The organism is Paenibacillus methanolicus, from assembly GCF_008124765.1.
Taxonomy (GTDB): domain Bacteria; phylum Bacillota; class Bacilli; order Paenibacillales; family Paenibacillaceae; genus Paenibacillus_Z; species Paenibacillus_Z methanolicus.
In genome coordinates this window covers 974,797-990,484 of sequence record NZ_VNHS01000001.1, presented here as the reverse complement: position 1 = coordinate 990,484, position 15,688 = coordinate 974,797, and the positions used below count along the sequence as shown (strand labels likewise).

At 53.5% G+C, this 15,688-nt stretch carries 12 protein-coding genes; 8 read left to right on the top strand and 4 right to left on the bottom strand.

What is annotated here, in order from left to right:
* Positions 1–32 precede the first annotated feature (32 nt).
* Entirely contained in the window at positions 33–1,859 is a 1,827-nt protein-coding gene (locus BCM02_RS03800; protein ID WP_148927694.1) for a CHASE2 domain-containing protein, read from the bottom strand.
* Positions 1,860–2,043: 184 nt separating this feature from the next.
* Between BCM02_RS03800 and BCM02_RS03795 the strand changes: the two genes are divergently transcribed.
* A complete protein-coding gene (locus BCM02_RS03795) occupies positions 2,044–2,820 on the top strand; it encodes a Cof-type HAD-IIB family hydrolase (protein WP_148927693.1) in 777 nt (258 codons plus the stop codon).
* A 154-nt stretch (positions 2,821–2,974) separates the two neighbouring features.
* Positions 2,975–3,907 (top strand): heme o synthase, encoded by a 933-nt coding sequence (cyoE, locus tag BCM02_RS03790; RefSeq protein ID WP_148927692.1) that lies wholly within the window; start codon positions 2,975–2,977, stop codon positions 3,905–3,907.
* A gap of 64 nt (positions 3,908–3,971) precedes the next feature.
* On the opposite strand, the gene BCM02_RS03785 is transcribed toward cyoE, so the two are convergent.
* Complete coding sequence (locus BCM02_RS03785) at positions 3,972–5,006, bottom strand: lytic polysaccharide monooxygenase (protein ID WP_148927691.1); 1,035 nt, start codon at positions 5,004–5,006, stop codon at positions 3,972–3,974.
* Positions 5,007–5,433: 427 nt separating this feature from the next.
* On the opposite strand from BCM02_RS03785, the gene BCM02_RS35135 reads away from it, so the two are divergent.
* The 6 genes from BCM02_RS35135 (at position 5,434) to BCM02_RS03760 (ending at position 13,440) form a co-directional block, all read left to right on the top strand.
* Positions 5,434–5,577 carry a hypothetical protein gene (locus BCM02_RS35135; RefSeq protein ID WP_187434007.1) on the top strand — a complete coding sequence of 48 codons (144 nt, stop codon included), beginning with the start codon at positions 5,434–5,436 and terminating at the stop codon, positions 5,575–5,577.
* A 611-nt stretch (positions 5,578–6,188) separates the two neighbouring features.
* Entirely contained in the window at positions 6,189–7,124 is a 936-nt protein-coding gene (locus tag BCM02_RS03780; RefSeq protein ID WP_246183217.1) for an ABC transporter permease, read from the top strand.
* 30 nt (positions 7,125–7,154) lie between these two features.
* The gene (locus BCM02_RS03775) at positions 7,155–8,051 is read left to right on the top strand and encodes a carbohydrate ABC transporter permease (RefSeq protein ID WP_148927689.1); all 897 of its coding nucleotides are present in this window, start codon (positions 7,155–7,157) and stop codon (positions 8,049–8,051) included.
* Positions 8,052–8,120: 69 nt separating this feature from the next.
* On the top strand, positions 8,121–9,830 hold the full coding sequence (locus BCM02_RS03770; RefSeq protein ID WP_148927688.1) for an extracellular solute-binding protein: 1,710 nt from the start codon (positions 8,121–8,123) through the stop codon (positions 9,828–9,830).
* Between the two features lie 267 nt (positions 9,831–10,097).
* Entirely contained in the window at positions 10,098–11,651 is a 1,554-nt protein-coding gene (locus BCM02_RS03765; RefSeq protein WP_148927687.1) for a response regulator, read from the top strand.
* 22 nt (positions 11,652–11,673) lie between these two features.
* Positions 11,674–13,440: a sensor histidine kinase gene (locus BCM02_RS03760; RefSeq protein ID WP_148927686.1), complete on the top strand. Its 1,767-nt coding sequence runs from the start codon at positions 11,674–11,676 to the stop codon at positions 13,438–13,440.
* Positions 13,441–13,534: 94 nt separating this feature from the next.
* On the opposite strand, the gene BCM02_RS03755 is transcribed toward BCM02_RS03760, so the two are convergent.
* Both BCM02_RS03755 and BCM02_RS03750 read right to left on the bottom strand, forming a co-directional pair.
* Positions 13,535–14,002, bottom strand: a complete 468-nt coding sequence (locus BCM02_RS03755) for a RidA family protein (RefSeq protein ID WP_148927685.1) — start codon at positions 14,000–14,002, stop codon at positions 13,535–13,537.
* A gap of 62 nt (positions 14,003–14,064) precedes the next feature.
* Complete coding sequence (locus tag BCM02_RS03750; protein ID WP_148927684.1) at positions 14,065–15,675, bottom strand: N-acyl-D-amino-acid deacylase family protein; 1,611 nt, start codon at positions 15,673–15,675, stop codon at positions 14,065–14,067.
* Between the last annotated feature and the right edge of the window lie 13 nt (positions 15,676–15,688).

Here is a 15,688-nt window from a genome sequence, read left to right as displayed (position 1 = left end):
CGAGACGCTCGATTACTTCGGAAGTGGACGGATTAGGATTCCGAATCGTGAACTCCGCTCTCGCCGATCGGGCCGGTTGGTTCGTAGACGTTGATCGTACTGCTCTTGCCTTTGAACAGCTTCTCGCCGACGTATTCGTAGCGGAAATGCGATTTGGTCGCCTCATACGTCGATTCGGAGACGAGCACTTGCCCGGCCGTTGTGCTGGACTCGATCCTAGCCGCGATATTGACGTTATCGCCGATGGCCGTATAGTCAATGCGGAGGAAGGAGCCGATGTTGCCGACGACGACGGTGCCGGTGTTGATGCCGATGCCGACGTTGACGGTTACGCCGTGTTTCTCGAAGATCGACTGCCGGATGGCGACCATGCCCTGCTGGATCTCGAGTGCGGTCTTGACCGCATAATATTCGTGCTCCTTCACGTCCAGCGGCGCATTGAAAATGATCATCGCGGCATCGCCGATAAACTTGTCGATCGATCCGTGATTGTCGAGCGTCGTCTTCGTGATAAAGTTGAACATCGTATTCAGGAAGTCGACGACTTCTTCAGGCGTCAGCTTCTCCGACAGTCCGGTAAAACCGCGAATATCCAGAAACATGATCGTCGCTTCCTTGCTGACGCCCCCAAGCTCGATCTCGATATTGTCCTTGACGATCTTCTGAACGAGAACGGGCGAGATGTACCGGCCGAATTGCTTGGTGATGAAGTTTTTTTGCAGGCTTTCGGCGAAAGACTTGATCGTGATATTCACAAGGAACGTCAGGACGAGCGCGAACATGGTGTACGTGACGGTCAAGACAACATGATGCGGATACAGGTAATATTGGCCGCCGAGCAGCAGCGCGAGGCCGATGACGAAGTAGAGCAGCGCCCAGATCGAGCGGAAGCGCCAGACCAGGAACAGCGTTAGTACATAGAGGACCAGCATGCCGGCCAGATCAACCCACGGCGGGATCACTTGAATATGAACGTTGTTGATCAGCTGATTCACGATATTCGCATGCGCATAGACAAGCTTCATGCTTTTCTCGATCGGCGTCACGCCTTCATCGGTGACCCCGGCCGACGTGTAGCCGACGAGGACGATGCGATCCTTGAAATTCTCCAGCGGCACGTCGCCGGTCAATATATAGGAAAACGGAATCGTCATGAATCCGTTCGCATCGCTGACGTATTGAATCGTGACCTCTGACAGCGGGTTCGGTCCGGGATCGGAATAGCCGAGGAAGTGATCGACGTCCGCGCCGTACATTTTCGCCGCTTGGAACGCGAGCGATGGGATCTTGCCCTCCGGGGTCTCGATTTGCAGCCAAGTTCTGCGAATGACGCCATCGTCGTCTAACAGCCGGTTAATGTGAGCAGGATGGACCGCTTCGCTGAATTCCGGGATCGGCTTCACGATTTCTTGGGCTTGCAGCGGAGCCGATTTGTTGGCGATCGTCGTCCGCGTGAATGCGTTCTCCGTATTAATGTAGGAAGGCAAGATGACGTTATCGTGCTTGCGAAGTTCGGCCGCCAGATCGGCATCGATCTGCGGATCCTCGCCCGGATCGGTGAACAGAATATCGAAGGCGATCGCCTTGGGCCGATTCTGCTCCTGCTCGAGCGCCTGGAGGAACGAGATGTAGACGTCGCGGCTCCAAGGGAACTGACCGAGCGTCTGAATCGATTCTTCGTCGATGGCTACGACGACGATATCTTCGTGCGGCGCGACGCCTTCCGCGGCCTGCCGCGCGTTATAGTCGACGAGCGAGTAGGATACGTTCTGCAGCGAGTCGAAGGCGTACACCGTGAGCAGGACGGCCAGGATAAACAAATTAAAGCTCCATTTCCACTTGCGAAGACTTGTATTCATGTGTTCTCTACCTCATTTGGTCGGATGGATGATTGGTACTATCATACCATGCGCTTGGGAAATAGAGGTCGAAATTCATAGAAATATGTCCCGTACTGTTGGCGAGCGAGAAACATGCTATACTGTACGTTATAGAAAAGTTTGCTAAGGCGCAAACGAGAGAAATGGATGGGAGAGGGCACGCATGACGTACAAAATCGCTTTTTTTGATATCGACGGCACGCTGGTGAATGAAGAGAAAGTCGTACCGCAGGATACGATCGACGCCATTCGCGAATTGAAGGCAGCCGGCGTAGAGCCGGTCATCGCCTCGGGACGAGCACCTTATTTCATTAAACCGTTAGCGGAGCTGCTGGGGATCGATTCGTTCGTATGTTTGAACGGCGCGCTTGCGGTCTATCGGGGCAAGACGGTGTATAAACGCGTCATTCCTCGGACAAGCATCGAAACGCTCGTGGCTTTGGCCGAGCAGCATCAACATACGCTCGTTTACGAGGGCGAACACGATTTCTTCGCAAATCGCGCCGATTGCCCGCTTGTAACGGAATCCGTGCTGTCGCTGAAAGTGGAGTTGCCGGGGACGGATTCGGAATTTTGGAGAACGAACGAGGTGCTCCAGTTGTTCCTCCACTGCGAAAGTCACGAGGATGCGCTCTACGATGCGCTTTTGGACGATTTCACCTTTATACGCTGGCATCGCGGCGCATTGGACGTCCTGCCATACGGCGGCTCCAAGGCGCAAGGCATGGAAGCGATGCTTCGCGAGCTGGATATCCCGGTCGCGGAGTCGATCGCGTTCGGCGACGGATTGAACGACAAGGAGATGCTCCGATTTGCCGGACTCGGCATTGCCATGGGCAACTCGCATCCCGAATTGCTTCCGTTCGCGGACTATGTCACGACTTCGGTCGACGATCGCGGCATCCGCAACGGATTGAAGCATGCCGGTCTTATCGCGTAATGTCAGCCGACCTGCGAGAGCGGGTCGGTTTTAATTTTAACGAAAGTGTCACATGATTTTGACAGATTCATGATGGATTGGCTTAACATGCGTATGGAAGCGGCGATTTATGATAGCATAAAGGTACAAAGAGGAGTTAGGAGGCGTTTGCTTCATGAGCGCGATTAAGGGGAACCGGCTCAATTCCGGTTACGACTTGTCTACGGGGTCTATTTCAAAAATACTGTTCGATACGATAAAAGTCGGCATCATTAAATCCAATCTGATTTCCATGTTCGCCGGCCTAAGCATGGCACTGCTCGTGAACGACATCCCGTTCTACAACGAGATCGGGAATATTTTGTTGGCGCTGATTGGTTCCGCGCTCGTCATCGGCTCGGCAGGGGCCTTCAACAACGTATATGACCGCGATATCGACGTCATCATGGAGCGGACGAAGAGCCGGCCGACCGTCACGGGCACGGTCAGTCTGGGCAGCGGACTAGCAATCGGCATCATGATGGCGATCGGCGGAATAGCCGCGTTGTATGCCGCCGCGCCGTTATCCGCGTTATTCGGATTTTTGGGCTTGTTCTTGTATGTCGTGCCGTATACGATGTGGACCAAACGCAGAACCGTCTACAACACGGAGGTAGGCAGCTTATCCGGCGCCGTTCCGCCGTTGATCGGATGGACGGCCATCAGCTCGGATATTACGCATATGGGCCTTGCGGCGCTATTCGTCCTCATGCTGATCTGGCAGATGCCGCATTTCTACGCGATCGCCATTCGCAGAATGGAGGAGTATCGCGCGGCGAACATTCCGATGCTTCCGGTTGTCAAAGGCATGCGGCGCACGTACCGGCAGACGAATTTCTACTTGGTGCTTCTTCTGTTCTCCGGGTTGCTGTTCTGGTCGTTCAGCCCGTTCGTGGCGATCACGTCCGTCGTGCTGAGCGCGGGCTGGCTCGTGCTCAGTCTAGCGGGATACCGCCGGATGGGAACGGACGGCTGGGCCAAATCGATGTTTATTTTCTCGCTGAATCATATTACGATTTTGCTGTTAATCGTGATCGGCTATTCGTTAATTAAGCCGCTTATGGGGTAGAATATTAAGCAAACAGAAGAACCCGCCTGATTCAGGCGGGTTCTTCGTTATTATCGCGTCATCCTTACGGAATCAGCTTCCATACGTCTGCGGATCCTGGCGTTTCGCCTTGCGTCCACCATTTAGCTTCGTAGTTGTTGCCATTGTACGACACTTTGGCGCCGCCAAGGTACACCGCCGTCGAGCTCCAAGCCGGGTTTGTCGTCGTCGTGCCGCCGGTCGTGGACACGGTCAGCGCGGAAGAAGCGGCGGAAGTCGTTGTTGCGTTTTTCGCTTTGACTGTGAAGGAGTACGAGGTTCCGGCCGTCAGGCCGCTGTTCGCGAACGAAGTCGTTGTGGACGTGCCGACGAGAGCGCCGTTACGGTACACTTCGTAGCTAGTCGCGCCGGATACAGCCGTCCAGGACAGCGTCAGGCTCGTGTTCGTGACGGAGCTAGCTGCCAGACCTGTAGGCGTGCCCAGACCTGGGTTAGTCGTGCCGCCGCCGAAGTTAGCGTCGATCACATTGTAGAACGCGTTAGCCGTGTCGGCAACTTCCCATACGGCCAGGATGACATGGTAGCCGGATTTAGCCGGCAGGTTGCAGCTGCTTGCATAGTTCGTCGGCGGCTTCACGCCGTTGTAAGGAATGTCGCAGAAAGGCGTCAGGTTGAAGGAATTGCGGGACAGCGGAGCGTTTTGATCCCAGCCGTCTTTCGTAATGTAGTATTTCCAGCTTGCCGTTGCATGGTTAGCCGTCAGTTTCCATTGGAACGTAACCGGGCCGGCTTGCAGATTTACTTTGCTCCAACGCGTGGAGGATTGCTCATCCAGGTTAGGGAACGCGCCGCCCGCGCTCGCGATTTTGCCGTCGGCAGGGCCGGCAGCCGGCCAGCCTTTAGGCGCCTCGAGACTTTGCGGCTCGTATACGATCTGGCCGCAGTTCGTGTTCGCGCCGGACTTACAAAGCGCGGCACGGCTGGCAGGTCCTTCAATGTAGCCGTGAGCGGATGCTTTGTTGTTCGTGAACAATACCATCGAGAGAGCGACCAGGAACATAACCCCGCCGGCAACGATCATCTTTCTGAGCAGAGCTTGATCAGCGAAACGTAATGTCATACAATATTTTCCTCCTTAAAATGTTTGATAAGTCAGATTATTAAGCGCTTACATGACATGGCTTCTGCAGCCAGCGTTGCCTCCTTTCGTCGAAACCTGTATGTCGTCTTTGTCATGCGACGGCCGGGTGATGGGTTCACTTGCCTTGACGAGTATAAACGCCCGACTCGTTTATATCATTTATCATATAATACAGGTTGTTCTTCCACAATATAGCGTCGATTACACATACTAACGATTTATTACAGATTTCAACGATCGACAACAAAATATCGGACCAAGCATGTGAACTACCTCGTAAAAGACAATATAAATATCAATTGTGGAAATTAAAGGATAATAATATTGGAGTATGAATGGAATCCTTCGCGCAAACTAACGTGCAATGACCCAATCATTATGAAAATCATGTAAAGGAGGCGATGTCATGAGCCGTAAAAGCAAAGATTTTGCCGGACAGCAGCAGGCTTTTCAAATAAAGTCGAGCCATGCCGAAAATAACGAAGCATCCGTGGAAAACAACAACCGCAGGCAAAAAGGAAGCGAGCCGAATACGCCATCGACCGGTTAGGGGATCGATCTGCTCGTCTGTTGAGATAGAAAACAGCTGGATGAAACGCGTAGGATGCGCGTTCGTCCAGCTGTTTTTGTTTTTTATTACACGAACCGAATTGCACGGTGCATAGAGCCCAAAAGGTGTATTAATGAAGCAAAATTTCCCGCTGCATACTGTACTACGAATTGGCTTGGCTCTAGCTAGGTCTGTCGTCCTGAACAGGCGTCTTACGCCATGTCGCACATAGTCGCGTTCGTCCTAATTCTCGGCGGGCCGCAAGGGCGAACAAGGGCTGCAGAACGAATGTTTCCTTCTTTAGAAGAGTTCACGTACGCATTTTTATGATACGCGGAATGGTTCATGTCGCTTTTTCTATCATCGTAATTGAATACTATCATTTTTCGTTGCTCAGCTATATAGTTCCCTTTTTGCGCCTTCGATACAATAAACGTACAACAAGGAACTGAAACGGTTACTGGAGGGAGATTTAACCGAAATGAATCACGTAAGGTTCTCCTTTTCAAATGGTTGATGCTCCAAGTTTAAGCGCTTTAAGCGGTCAAACAATGAAAAAGGAGGAGGATTCTTGAATGGCGAATACACCTGCCGCCAGCCAGGAAATTCAAATGCCGGCGCATTTGGGAAAACCAAAGAACAATGTGGTGAAGCGGTTCTTCAAGCAGCTGGACATTCAGCTCATGGTGCTGCCAGCCCTGGCACTAATCTTTGTATTCGCGTACATGCCGATGTATGGGGTGCTGATCGCATTCCAGAACTACAAGCTCGGAGCGGATCTGCTAAATAACGATTGGGTAGGCTTCAAGCACTTTCAGGATTTCTTCACTTCGCCGGAATTTTACCCGGTCATGCGCAACACGATCGTCATCAGTTTTCTGAAGCTCGTGTTCGGATTCCCGGCGCCGATCATTCTGGCGCTCATGCTGAACGAAGTAAGGAAGATGGTTTTCAAACGGGTCGTCCAAACGATTACCTACTTGCCGCACTTCTTGTCTTGGGTCGTGATCGGCGGCATGGTTACCTCGATTCTCGCAACGGACAACGGAAGTTTGAACATGGTGCTCGAGAAGCTGAATTTCGTCGACGAGCCGGTGAACTTCTTATCGCTGCCGGAGTATTTCTGGAGCATCTTGGTCACCACGAACGTCTGGAAAGAAATCGGATTCAGTTCCATCATTTATTTGGCCGCAATCTCGGGTATTGATCCGCATTTATACGAGGCTGCTTCGATGGACGGCGCAAGCCGGTTCCGTCAAATGTATCTCATCACGCTGCCTTGCATTATGCCGGTCGTCATTATTTTCATGATCTTGGCTATTGGTAACCTGCTTAACGCGGGCTTTGAAGATATTCTCATCCTTGCTTCCAATCCGGGCTTAAGGGATGTATCGGATTCGCTGGATGTATTCGTGGTTCGAGTCGGTATCGACAACTTCCGGTACTCTTATGCGACGGCGATTGGCTTATCGAAAGCCTTGGTTAGCGTCACGCTGCTGACGATTGCTAATTTGCTCGCGAGAAGAACCGGCAACAGCTTGTGGTAAAAATCGACTCACGATTAGGGGTGCATTCCATTGATTCGTTCTAGCGTTGGAGACAGAGTGATGGTCGCATTTATCTACGTCTTCTTGACGGTACTGGCCTTCACCACATTTTATCCATTCTGGAATTCGTTGATCATCTCGCTCAATGAAGGGATGGATACGAGCAAAGGCGGGGTAACGTTCTGGCCGCGCGTGTTCACGTGGGATAACTATGAAATCGTATTCCGCGAAGAAAAATTAATCAACGCGTTCGGCGTCACCATCATGCGTACGATCGTCGGCACGGTTGCTTCCATTCTGGCCACCGCGATCTTTGCTTACGGGATGACGAAGCGCGAGCTGATCGGCCGCAAATATTACATGGTCATGTGCATCATTACGATGTACTTCGGCGGCGGCTTGATCCCGACTTACTTGTTGATCCGTAAACTGCACCTGTTCGACTCGTTCTGGGTATTCATCATCCCGTCGTTGATCAGCGTGTGGAACATGATCATATTCCGTACCTTCTTCAAAGAACTGCCGCAAGGCTTGGAAGAATCCGCGAAAATCGACGGCGCGGGCAACTGGGGCACGTTCTTCCGCATCATTTTCCCGCTGTCGGGACCGGTACTGGCCACGCTGTCGCTGTTCACGGCGATCGCGCATTGGAACGAATGGTTCGTGGCGAGCATCTACATCATGAACGAGAAGCTGTATCCGATTCAGACGCTGCTTCGCCAAATTCTGTTCTCGAACATCGCGTCGGATCAAATGGCGAATCTGGATGCCAGCGCCTTATCTCGCTTGAACAACGCGAAGACGATTACGTCCAAGTCGTTGTCCATGGCGACGATGATGGTCGCCACGCTGCCAATCGTGGCCGTGTATCCGTTCCTCCAACGCTACTTCGTAAAAGGCGTTCTGGTCGGATCGCTCAAAGAGTAGTTTTCCCGCTTGCGTTTAGAGCCGAAAGGCTTTAAACATAGATTAATATGATGAGAGGGGTAAGTGCTTGTGAAGAACAAGAGAAAGATTGCGCTTAACGCCGCAACTGTTCTGTTGTCGCTGTCGTTCGTTGTCGGCTGTAGCAGCAATGGAGGCAACAACGGGGGAGAAGCAGCCACCAACGGCAATACGCCGGCGAATGAGAAACCGTCCAATGAAGCTGCAACGCCTTCCAACGAAGGAACAGAGCCAGAGAGCAATCTGTTTAAGCTTGGCAGCGAGCCGCTTGATCTGACGTTCTACGGCAACTACGGCTGGTACACGATGCCGCAATGGGGTGCCGATCCGTCGACGAAGTGGATACAAGACAACTTCAAAGTCAACATCACAGGCATTTCCTCCGGTGGCAACAACGCGCAGAAGCTGCAAACGATGATCGCGGGCAACCAGCTGCCGGACATCATCTGGGGCGAGCGCGACGACAACATGAACCGTCTTCGCGAATCCGGCTTGCTCGTGCCGCTTGACGAGTATATCGACAAGTACCCGAACTTCAAGAAGTGGATGGACCCGAAAGTGCGCAAGTTGTTGACGGCGCCGGACGGCAAAATTTATACGCTTCCGAACTATTATACGAACCAGCCGAACGGCAACGCCGGCTACATCGTCAACAAGAAAATGTACAAAGCGCTCGGATCGCCTGAACTGAAGACGACGGACGATCTGTATAACTACCTGAAAGCCGTCAAAGAGAAATTTCCGGACGCGATTCCGTTCGAGACGGGTCTGGCGAAGGACGGACACGGCATCGACCAGCTGTTCTCCGCGTTCAAGGAGAACAACCTGAGCTTCACGCGTTACTTCGCGGTACCGAACGGCGATAAGTTCGAATCGATCTACACGGATCCAGGCTTCCGCGATTCCTCGGTGTTCTCCGCGAAGCTGATGCGCGAGAAGCTGATGACGCAAGACGCCATGACACAAACGGAAGACCAAGTCAAGGAGAAATTACTTAGCGGCCGCGCTGCGGTATATGCAAGCTCCGACCCGATGAAACTTGCGGCTGAAGCCGACATTGCCCTGAGCTCGAAAGATCCGGAAGACGGCTACTTCTTCATCGATCCGATCGTCAAGCCAGGCAATGACGTGACGAAAACTTTCCCAGGCACGTACAACATGCTGGGTTGGAACGTTGCGGCGATCACGACGAGCGCGAAAAATCCTGAAGCGGTATTCGCCCTGCTCGACTGGATGACCGGTCCTGAAGGTACGGCTGTCCTGTTCTGGGGTCCTCCGGGAGCCGACGGCTTCTGGGATGGTTTCGAGTCGGATAACCTGACGCCGAAATTCACGGATCGCTACGCGAACGACCCGAAAGGTCTGACGGAGATCCAAGCCGTGAGCGCGAACACGATCTGGGTCGGCAACACGGTCTACATGGACGGCGTGAAATCGAAATACGAAGCGACGCTGCCGGAAGAGAAACGCAACTGGTCCACGAACTGGCAGTACAAAGTCACGTGGAAATCCCAAGGCGACGCAACCGAATTCGTTAATCTCTTCCCGATTCCGGACACGGACGAAGGCATCGCCTACCAACGCGTGAAAGACATCTGGCTTAAAGCGCGCGCGGAAGCGTTGTTCGCCAAATCCGACGACGAAGTGTTGAAAATCCTGGATAAAGCGCACAAAGACTCCATGGACGTCGATTTCCAAATCGTACTGGATTCCTACACGAAAAAATGGCAGGATAACAAAGCGATCATGAACGGCAACTAGGCAGCATCGAACGGCAATCGCATTCATTCATTAAAGTAGGCGAGGATAAGCTGTAAACAGCGTATCCTCGCTTTTTAATGTCGTGCTTTGCTAGGCATTTGTAAGGGAATCAGAGGATTTTCGCCTTGCGCCCGTCCCATTTTTATGGGAAATTTGGCTTATCAGACCGTAAGCGAATCCGCTTGCATGAGGGTGCCTTTGGAAGGTGCATATTTCAACGGTATACAGCTTGTACCCTCAACATTTTCTCATCAGGGAGTGGTGAACATGTCCTATAAAGTATTGCTGGCCGACGACGAGAGATTGGATTTGGAAGGCATGCGGACATTCATTCCGTGGCAAGACCTTGGGATGGAAGTGGTTGATGCCGTGACCAACGGCTTTAATGCCCGTACCGTGCTCACTTCCGAGAAGATCGATATTCTGGTCACCGATGTACGTATGCCGCATATGTCCGGACTGGAGCTCGCAGAATTAGCCCTGAACGAGAAGAAAGACCTGAAAGTCATCTTCGTCAGCGGTTATCAAGATTTCCATTATGCCAAACAAGCTTTGTCACTCAACGCCTGCGGGTATGTGCTCAAGCCGATGGACGACCAGGAATTGATCGATTCGCTCATCAAAGCGCGGGATCTGCTCGATATGGAACGCAAGCGCCAGGCGGAGTATTCGCAGATGATTCCCGTCGTCAAAAACGAATATATGCTGCAGCTGTTCGAAGGGAGCTATACGGAATCCACGATCGACGTGCTGCGCCGCGAATATAATTTCAAGCAATTCGCATGGCCGGGACGCGTATGCGTCTTGGAAATCGACGATCTGTTCAAGATGGAAGGCAAGACGGAAGAGAGCCGGGGGAAATCGAGCACTTGGCTGGACGGCTTGCTCGCCTGGAGCCGGGAGGCAGGCATCGCGCACGGCTGCAAAGTGGATAAGAATCGGGTCGCGCTTCTTCTTCAGCCCCATACCGGACACGCGGTTATCGAGCGACTCGTGGACCAGGTCAAAAGCGAGTTCGGCACGACGGTGACGGCAGGAATAGGCGGGAATTGCAGCGAAGTGAATGATATCGAACGCTCGTATCGCCAAGCGCTGGAAGCGGTGGAGCTGAAGATGTTCCGCGGCAAGGGCAAGCTGATTGAATTCGAGGACGTGCCGAAGTCCGAGATGGAGGATATTAAGCGATTCGATGTCCGAATGGATGCGCTGTTCAAAGCCCTTTCCAGCTATGAGCTCGTGCGTATCCACGATGAGCTGGACGCGCTCTTCCAAACCGCCAAGAACGCCAAATCGAAATTCACGGTACGCAACTATGCCTTCTATCTGCTGCTGAAGCTGGATGATTACCTACACACCGTGAACGAGGATTTATTCGAACTGTTGAACATGGATATGCGCAGCTTGGACATTATTTTGCAGCTGGAGACGATCGACGATATCCATTTGTGGCTGCGCCAGCGGCTGTACCAGATCTCGGAGCTGCTCAATTCCAAGCGCCAGAAGAAGAACTGGAAGCTGATCTCGGAGATCATCTCGTTCATACGGGACCGGATTCAAGATAATATCACGCTGCGCGACGTTGCCGAACAGTTCTCGTTCTCGCCGAATTATCTCGGTTTGCTCTTCAAAGAAGAAACCGGCAAAAACTTCAGCGAATACCTCATCATGCTGCGGATGGAGCGCGCGTGCGAGCTGCTGAAGAACACGAATTTGAAAATTTACGAAATCGCGGATCAGGTGGGTTACCGTTACTTGCCATACTTCAGCAGGCAGTTCAAAGAGACCTATGGCAAGACGCCGCTCGAGTACCGCAGAAAATAACTTGCTCATGGGACGGGGAGCTATGAAGTCGGATTCTTACAAGCGTTATTTGCCTTTTGGCCATAAATTGATGATCACCTATTGCGTGTTCATCATGATCCCCGTTCTGCTGGCCGGTTATGTAGCGAACGCGATTCTCGTCCGATCGATCGAGGAGCGGACGAAGGAGTCGAGCATCGGCACGCTGAAGCAAATGAAGGACAATATCAGCTATCGGATGCAGGACATCGTGCGCGTATCGGAGCTGATTTACTATGATACGACGTTAACCGAATATTTGCGCAACAACGAAGCGGGTTGGGTTAGCTACTTCACGACGAGCAAATATTTGATCCCGCGGCTTCAAACGCTGCTGGAAGCGGTCAACAGCAACATATGGATTTCCGTCTATCTCGACAACGAAGAAATTCACGAGGTGTATAATCGGCAGCTTACCGATCCGCTCGATGGGGGCAACAGCGCGTTCGATATATTCCATACGGAACGTATTTTAAGCAAACCGTGGTATACGTCGTTTCCGGAGGAGCATTACGGCCAGACGCAGCAATGGGCCCAGATCGATGAGGATAAGACGTTCGGTCATATTTCGCTGCTGCGCCGGATCGTCGACGCCTCGAAGCTATTCAAGGTCGACGAGATCGGCTTCATGCGGATACGGATCCGGCTGGAAGACTTATTCGAGAGCGTCGATTCTAGCAAAATCGGGGAAGGCTCGATGATCTACTTGCTCGATGAATCGGATCGCCTCATCTCCGCATCGGGACCGATCGATCGCTCCTCCGGTCAAACGCTCAGCGTGGCGCGGAAGGCGGGGCATATTATTATCGAAGAGAAAGTAGAGCCGCTCAATTGGCGCATCGTCGCTCTCATTCCTTCGGATATTACCGAGTCAGCCGCCCAAACGATTCGGATGTGGACGGTCGCCGCTTGTTTTATCGCGAGCATCGTCTTCGCCGCGGTAGGTTTGTTTATTTCCCGCTACTTCGCGCGCAAGGTCTCGAAGATCGTGCACGTGCTCGATTCGTTCCAGGAAGGGGATTTCTCCAAACGGATTCATTTCAAAGGAAGAGACGAGTTCACCCGAATCTCGATTGCCCTCAACGACATGGGACAGAACATCGGCTCGCTTATCCGCGAAGTCTACATGACGAACATTCAGAAGAAAGAGGCGGAGCTAGAGTCGCTGCAAGCGCAAATCAACCCGCATTTTCTGTATAACACGCTATCGTCGATCAGCCGGCTGGCTCGGTTCGGCGAAGTCGACAAGCTGCACCGGATGGTGTTGGATTTGGCGAAGTTCTATCGGCTGTCGCTGAATGAAGGACGAACGATCATCCCGATCCGCAACGAGATCGAGCAAGTCGAAGCCTATGTGAACATCCAGAAGACGAAGTTCGGCGACGGCATGATGGTCTATTACGATATCGACCCGGCTATCCACGATTTCTTGACGATCAAATTGATTCTGCAGCCGTTCGTGGAGAATGTGCTGGAACATGGGTTATATGGCGACCATATCAATCTTCGCATCGTCGGCAAGTTGGAAGAAGGGACGGTCGTGTTCAAGATCATCGACGACGGCGTCGGCATGTCGGCGGAAACGATTCGTCAGCTGTTCGACCCGGCGGAAAGCTTGAACGTCGGTTATGGAGTTCGTAACGTGCATCAGCGAATCCGGCTGCATTTCGGCGGCCAGTATGGCGTGAAAATCGTCAGCAAACCCGGGTTCGGCACCGCGGTCGTCATCCGTATTCCGGCGGAAGCGGCGGTCGAGCAAGCGGCGATGTAACGGCGACTTGCGGCATGCGAATTAATGAGGAAGAGAAAAGGCGCATCAGCTCGGGGCTGATGCGCCTTTGTTGTACCATCGCATGGCGGTGCGCTTATTCGGACTCGATTTCGACGATCAGTTCGATCTCTACCGGCGTATCGAACGGCAGCTCGTTCGCGGAGATCGCGGAGCGGGCATGACGGCCTTTCTCGCCGAAGATCTCGACGAGCAAGTCGGATGCGCCGTTAATGACGTACGGTTGGTGCGTGAAGCCGTCGGCGGAGTTGACGAAGGCCAGCATTTTGACCACTTGCTTGACGCGGTCGAGATCGCCGAGATGCTCCTTCAGGACGGAGATAAGGTTAATCATAACTTGTCTGGCCGCATCGTAGCCTTGCTCTACCGTCAGGTCTTTGCCGACCTTGCCGGTATACTTGAGTACGCCGTTAATACGGCAGTCGTTGCCGGATGTGTAGACAAGGTTATTGACCGTCTTCGCCGGTACATATTGCGCGACCGGGGTAGGGACTTTCTCCAATTGAATGCCTTTTTCTTCGAGAATTTGTTCAATGCGTGCCATGAATAATTCGCTCCTTTATCGTTCGGATTGGATTTGGGGTAAGACGGAATGCGTGCGAGAATTTAATGATGAGTTTTGCACGAACAAGCGTGTAGGAACGACCCGGCCAGCGCGCCGGTATGCCGGCCGCCGCGCACGGTCATTGCGCCGCCTACGATAACATGAGTCAATCCGACCGGCGTCTGAATCGGCTGCTCGAACGTGGCCGTGTCCCGGAACGCCTCCGGATCGAAGACGGTAATGTCGGCTTTGTGGCCGGGGACGAGCAATCCGCGTTTGCCCAGTTTGAAGCGCTGAACCGGGAACGACGTCACTTTGCGGACGGCCTGCTCCAGCGAGAGTACCCGGTCGTCGCGGACGTACTTGGCGAACAGCCGCGGGAATGTGCCGTAAGAACGAGGATGAGGCTTGCCGGTCACGCAGCCCAAGCTGTCGGAGGCAATCAGCGAACGATCGTAACGGATGACTTCGCGCACGTCGTCGTCGGACATGTGGAAGTAGACGATCGACACTTGACCGCTCTCTTCCAGCAGCAGATCCATCATGACGTCCTCGGGATCGATGCCGCCGCGTTCTGCCGCAACTTGGGCAACATGTTTGCCTTCCAGCGACTTATTGCCGGACGTGTTCACCGCCGATACGAAGACGCTCTGCCAGCCCGTCGAGCAGACGAGGTTGTCCCAGGTCGTCTGTTCCTCGCGCAGCTCGCTCTTGATCTGCTCGCGTAGCTGCGGATTGGCGAGACGGGTCAACGTGGCTTGAATGCCGCCTTCGAGCACCCAAGGGGGCAGGATCGTCGTCATGGACGTGGAGCCCGCGGTGTACGGGTACACGTCGCAGGTGACATCCATGCCGCGCGCGCGGGCGGATTCAATGAGCTCGAGCGCGGTCATCGTCTGACCCCAATTGATGCGTCCGGCGGCTTTCAGATGGCTAATATGAAGCGAGATGCCGGCGCGTTCCGCGATCCAGATGACTTCCTTAACCGAGGCGATCAAACTGTTGCCTTCGCCGCGAATATGGGTGGACAGCAGGCCGTCGTACTTGGGCAGCACGCTGCACAATTCGGCCAGTTCCTCTTGGCTCGTATAGCTACCAGGCGCATACAGCAGGCCGATGGACAATCCGATCGCGCCCGCGCGCATGCCTTCCTCCAGCAGCGACTTCATCCGGGCGAGCTCGCCGGCTGTCGCCGGCCGATTCTCGAAGCCCATGACCGCGATACGCAGCGCGCCATGCGCGACGTAGGTCGCGACGTTCTCCGAGGCGGAGTTGCGGACGAGCGTCTCGATGTAACCCTCGATCGACTGCCAGTTCCATGCCCAAGGCGTACTGCCGAGGACGGGCTGCACGTATTGCCGCAGCGCATCCGCAGTCGCCGGCAGGAAAGGGGCTGGCGCCAGGCCGCAGTTGCCTACGACCTCGGTCGTGACGCCTTGCAGCAGCTTGAAGTCGCTGGTCGGCTGATCCAAGACGAGCAGATCGGAATGGCAATGCCCGTCGATGAAACCAGGGGAGACGACCTGTCTGCCGACGTCGATCGTCTGGTCGGCTTCCTGGTCTACATAACCGACGGCGGCGATTTCGCCGTTCTTGATTCCGATATCGCCGACATACCAAGGATTGCCGGTACCGTCGACGATTTTGCCATTCTTAAGTACTAGATCCAGCATGGGCTTCCTCCTG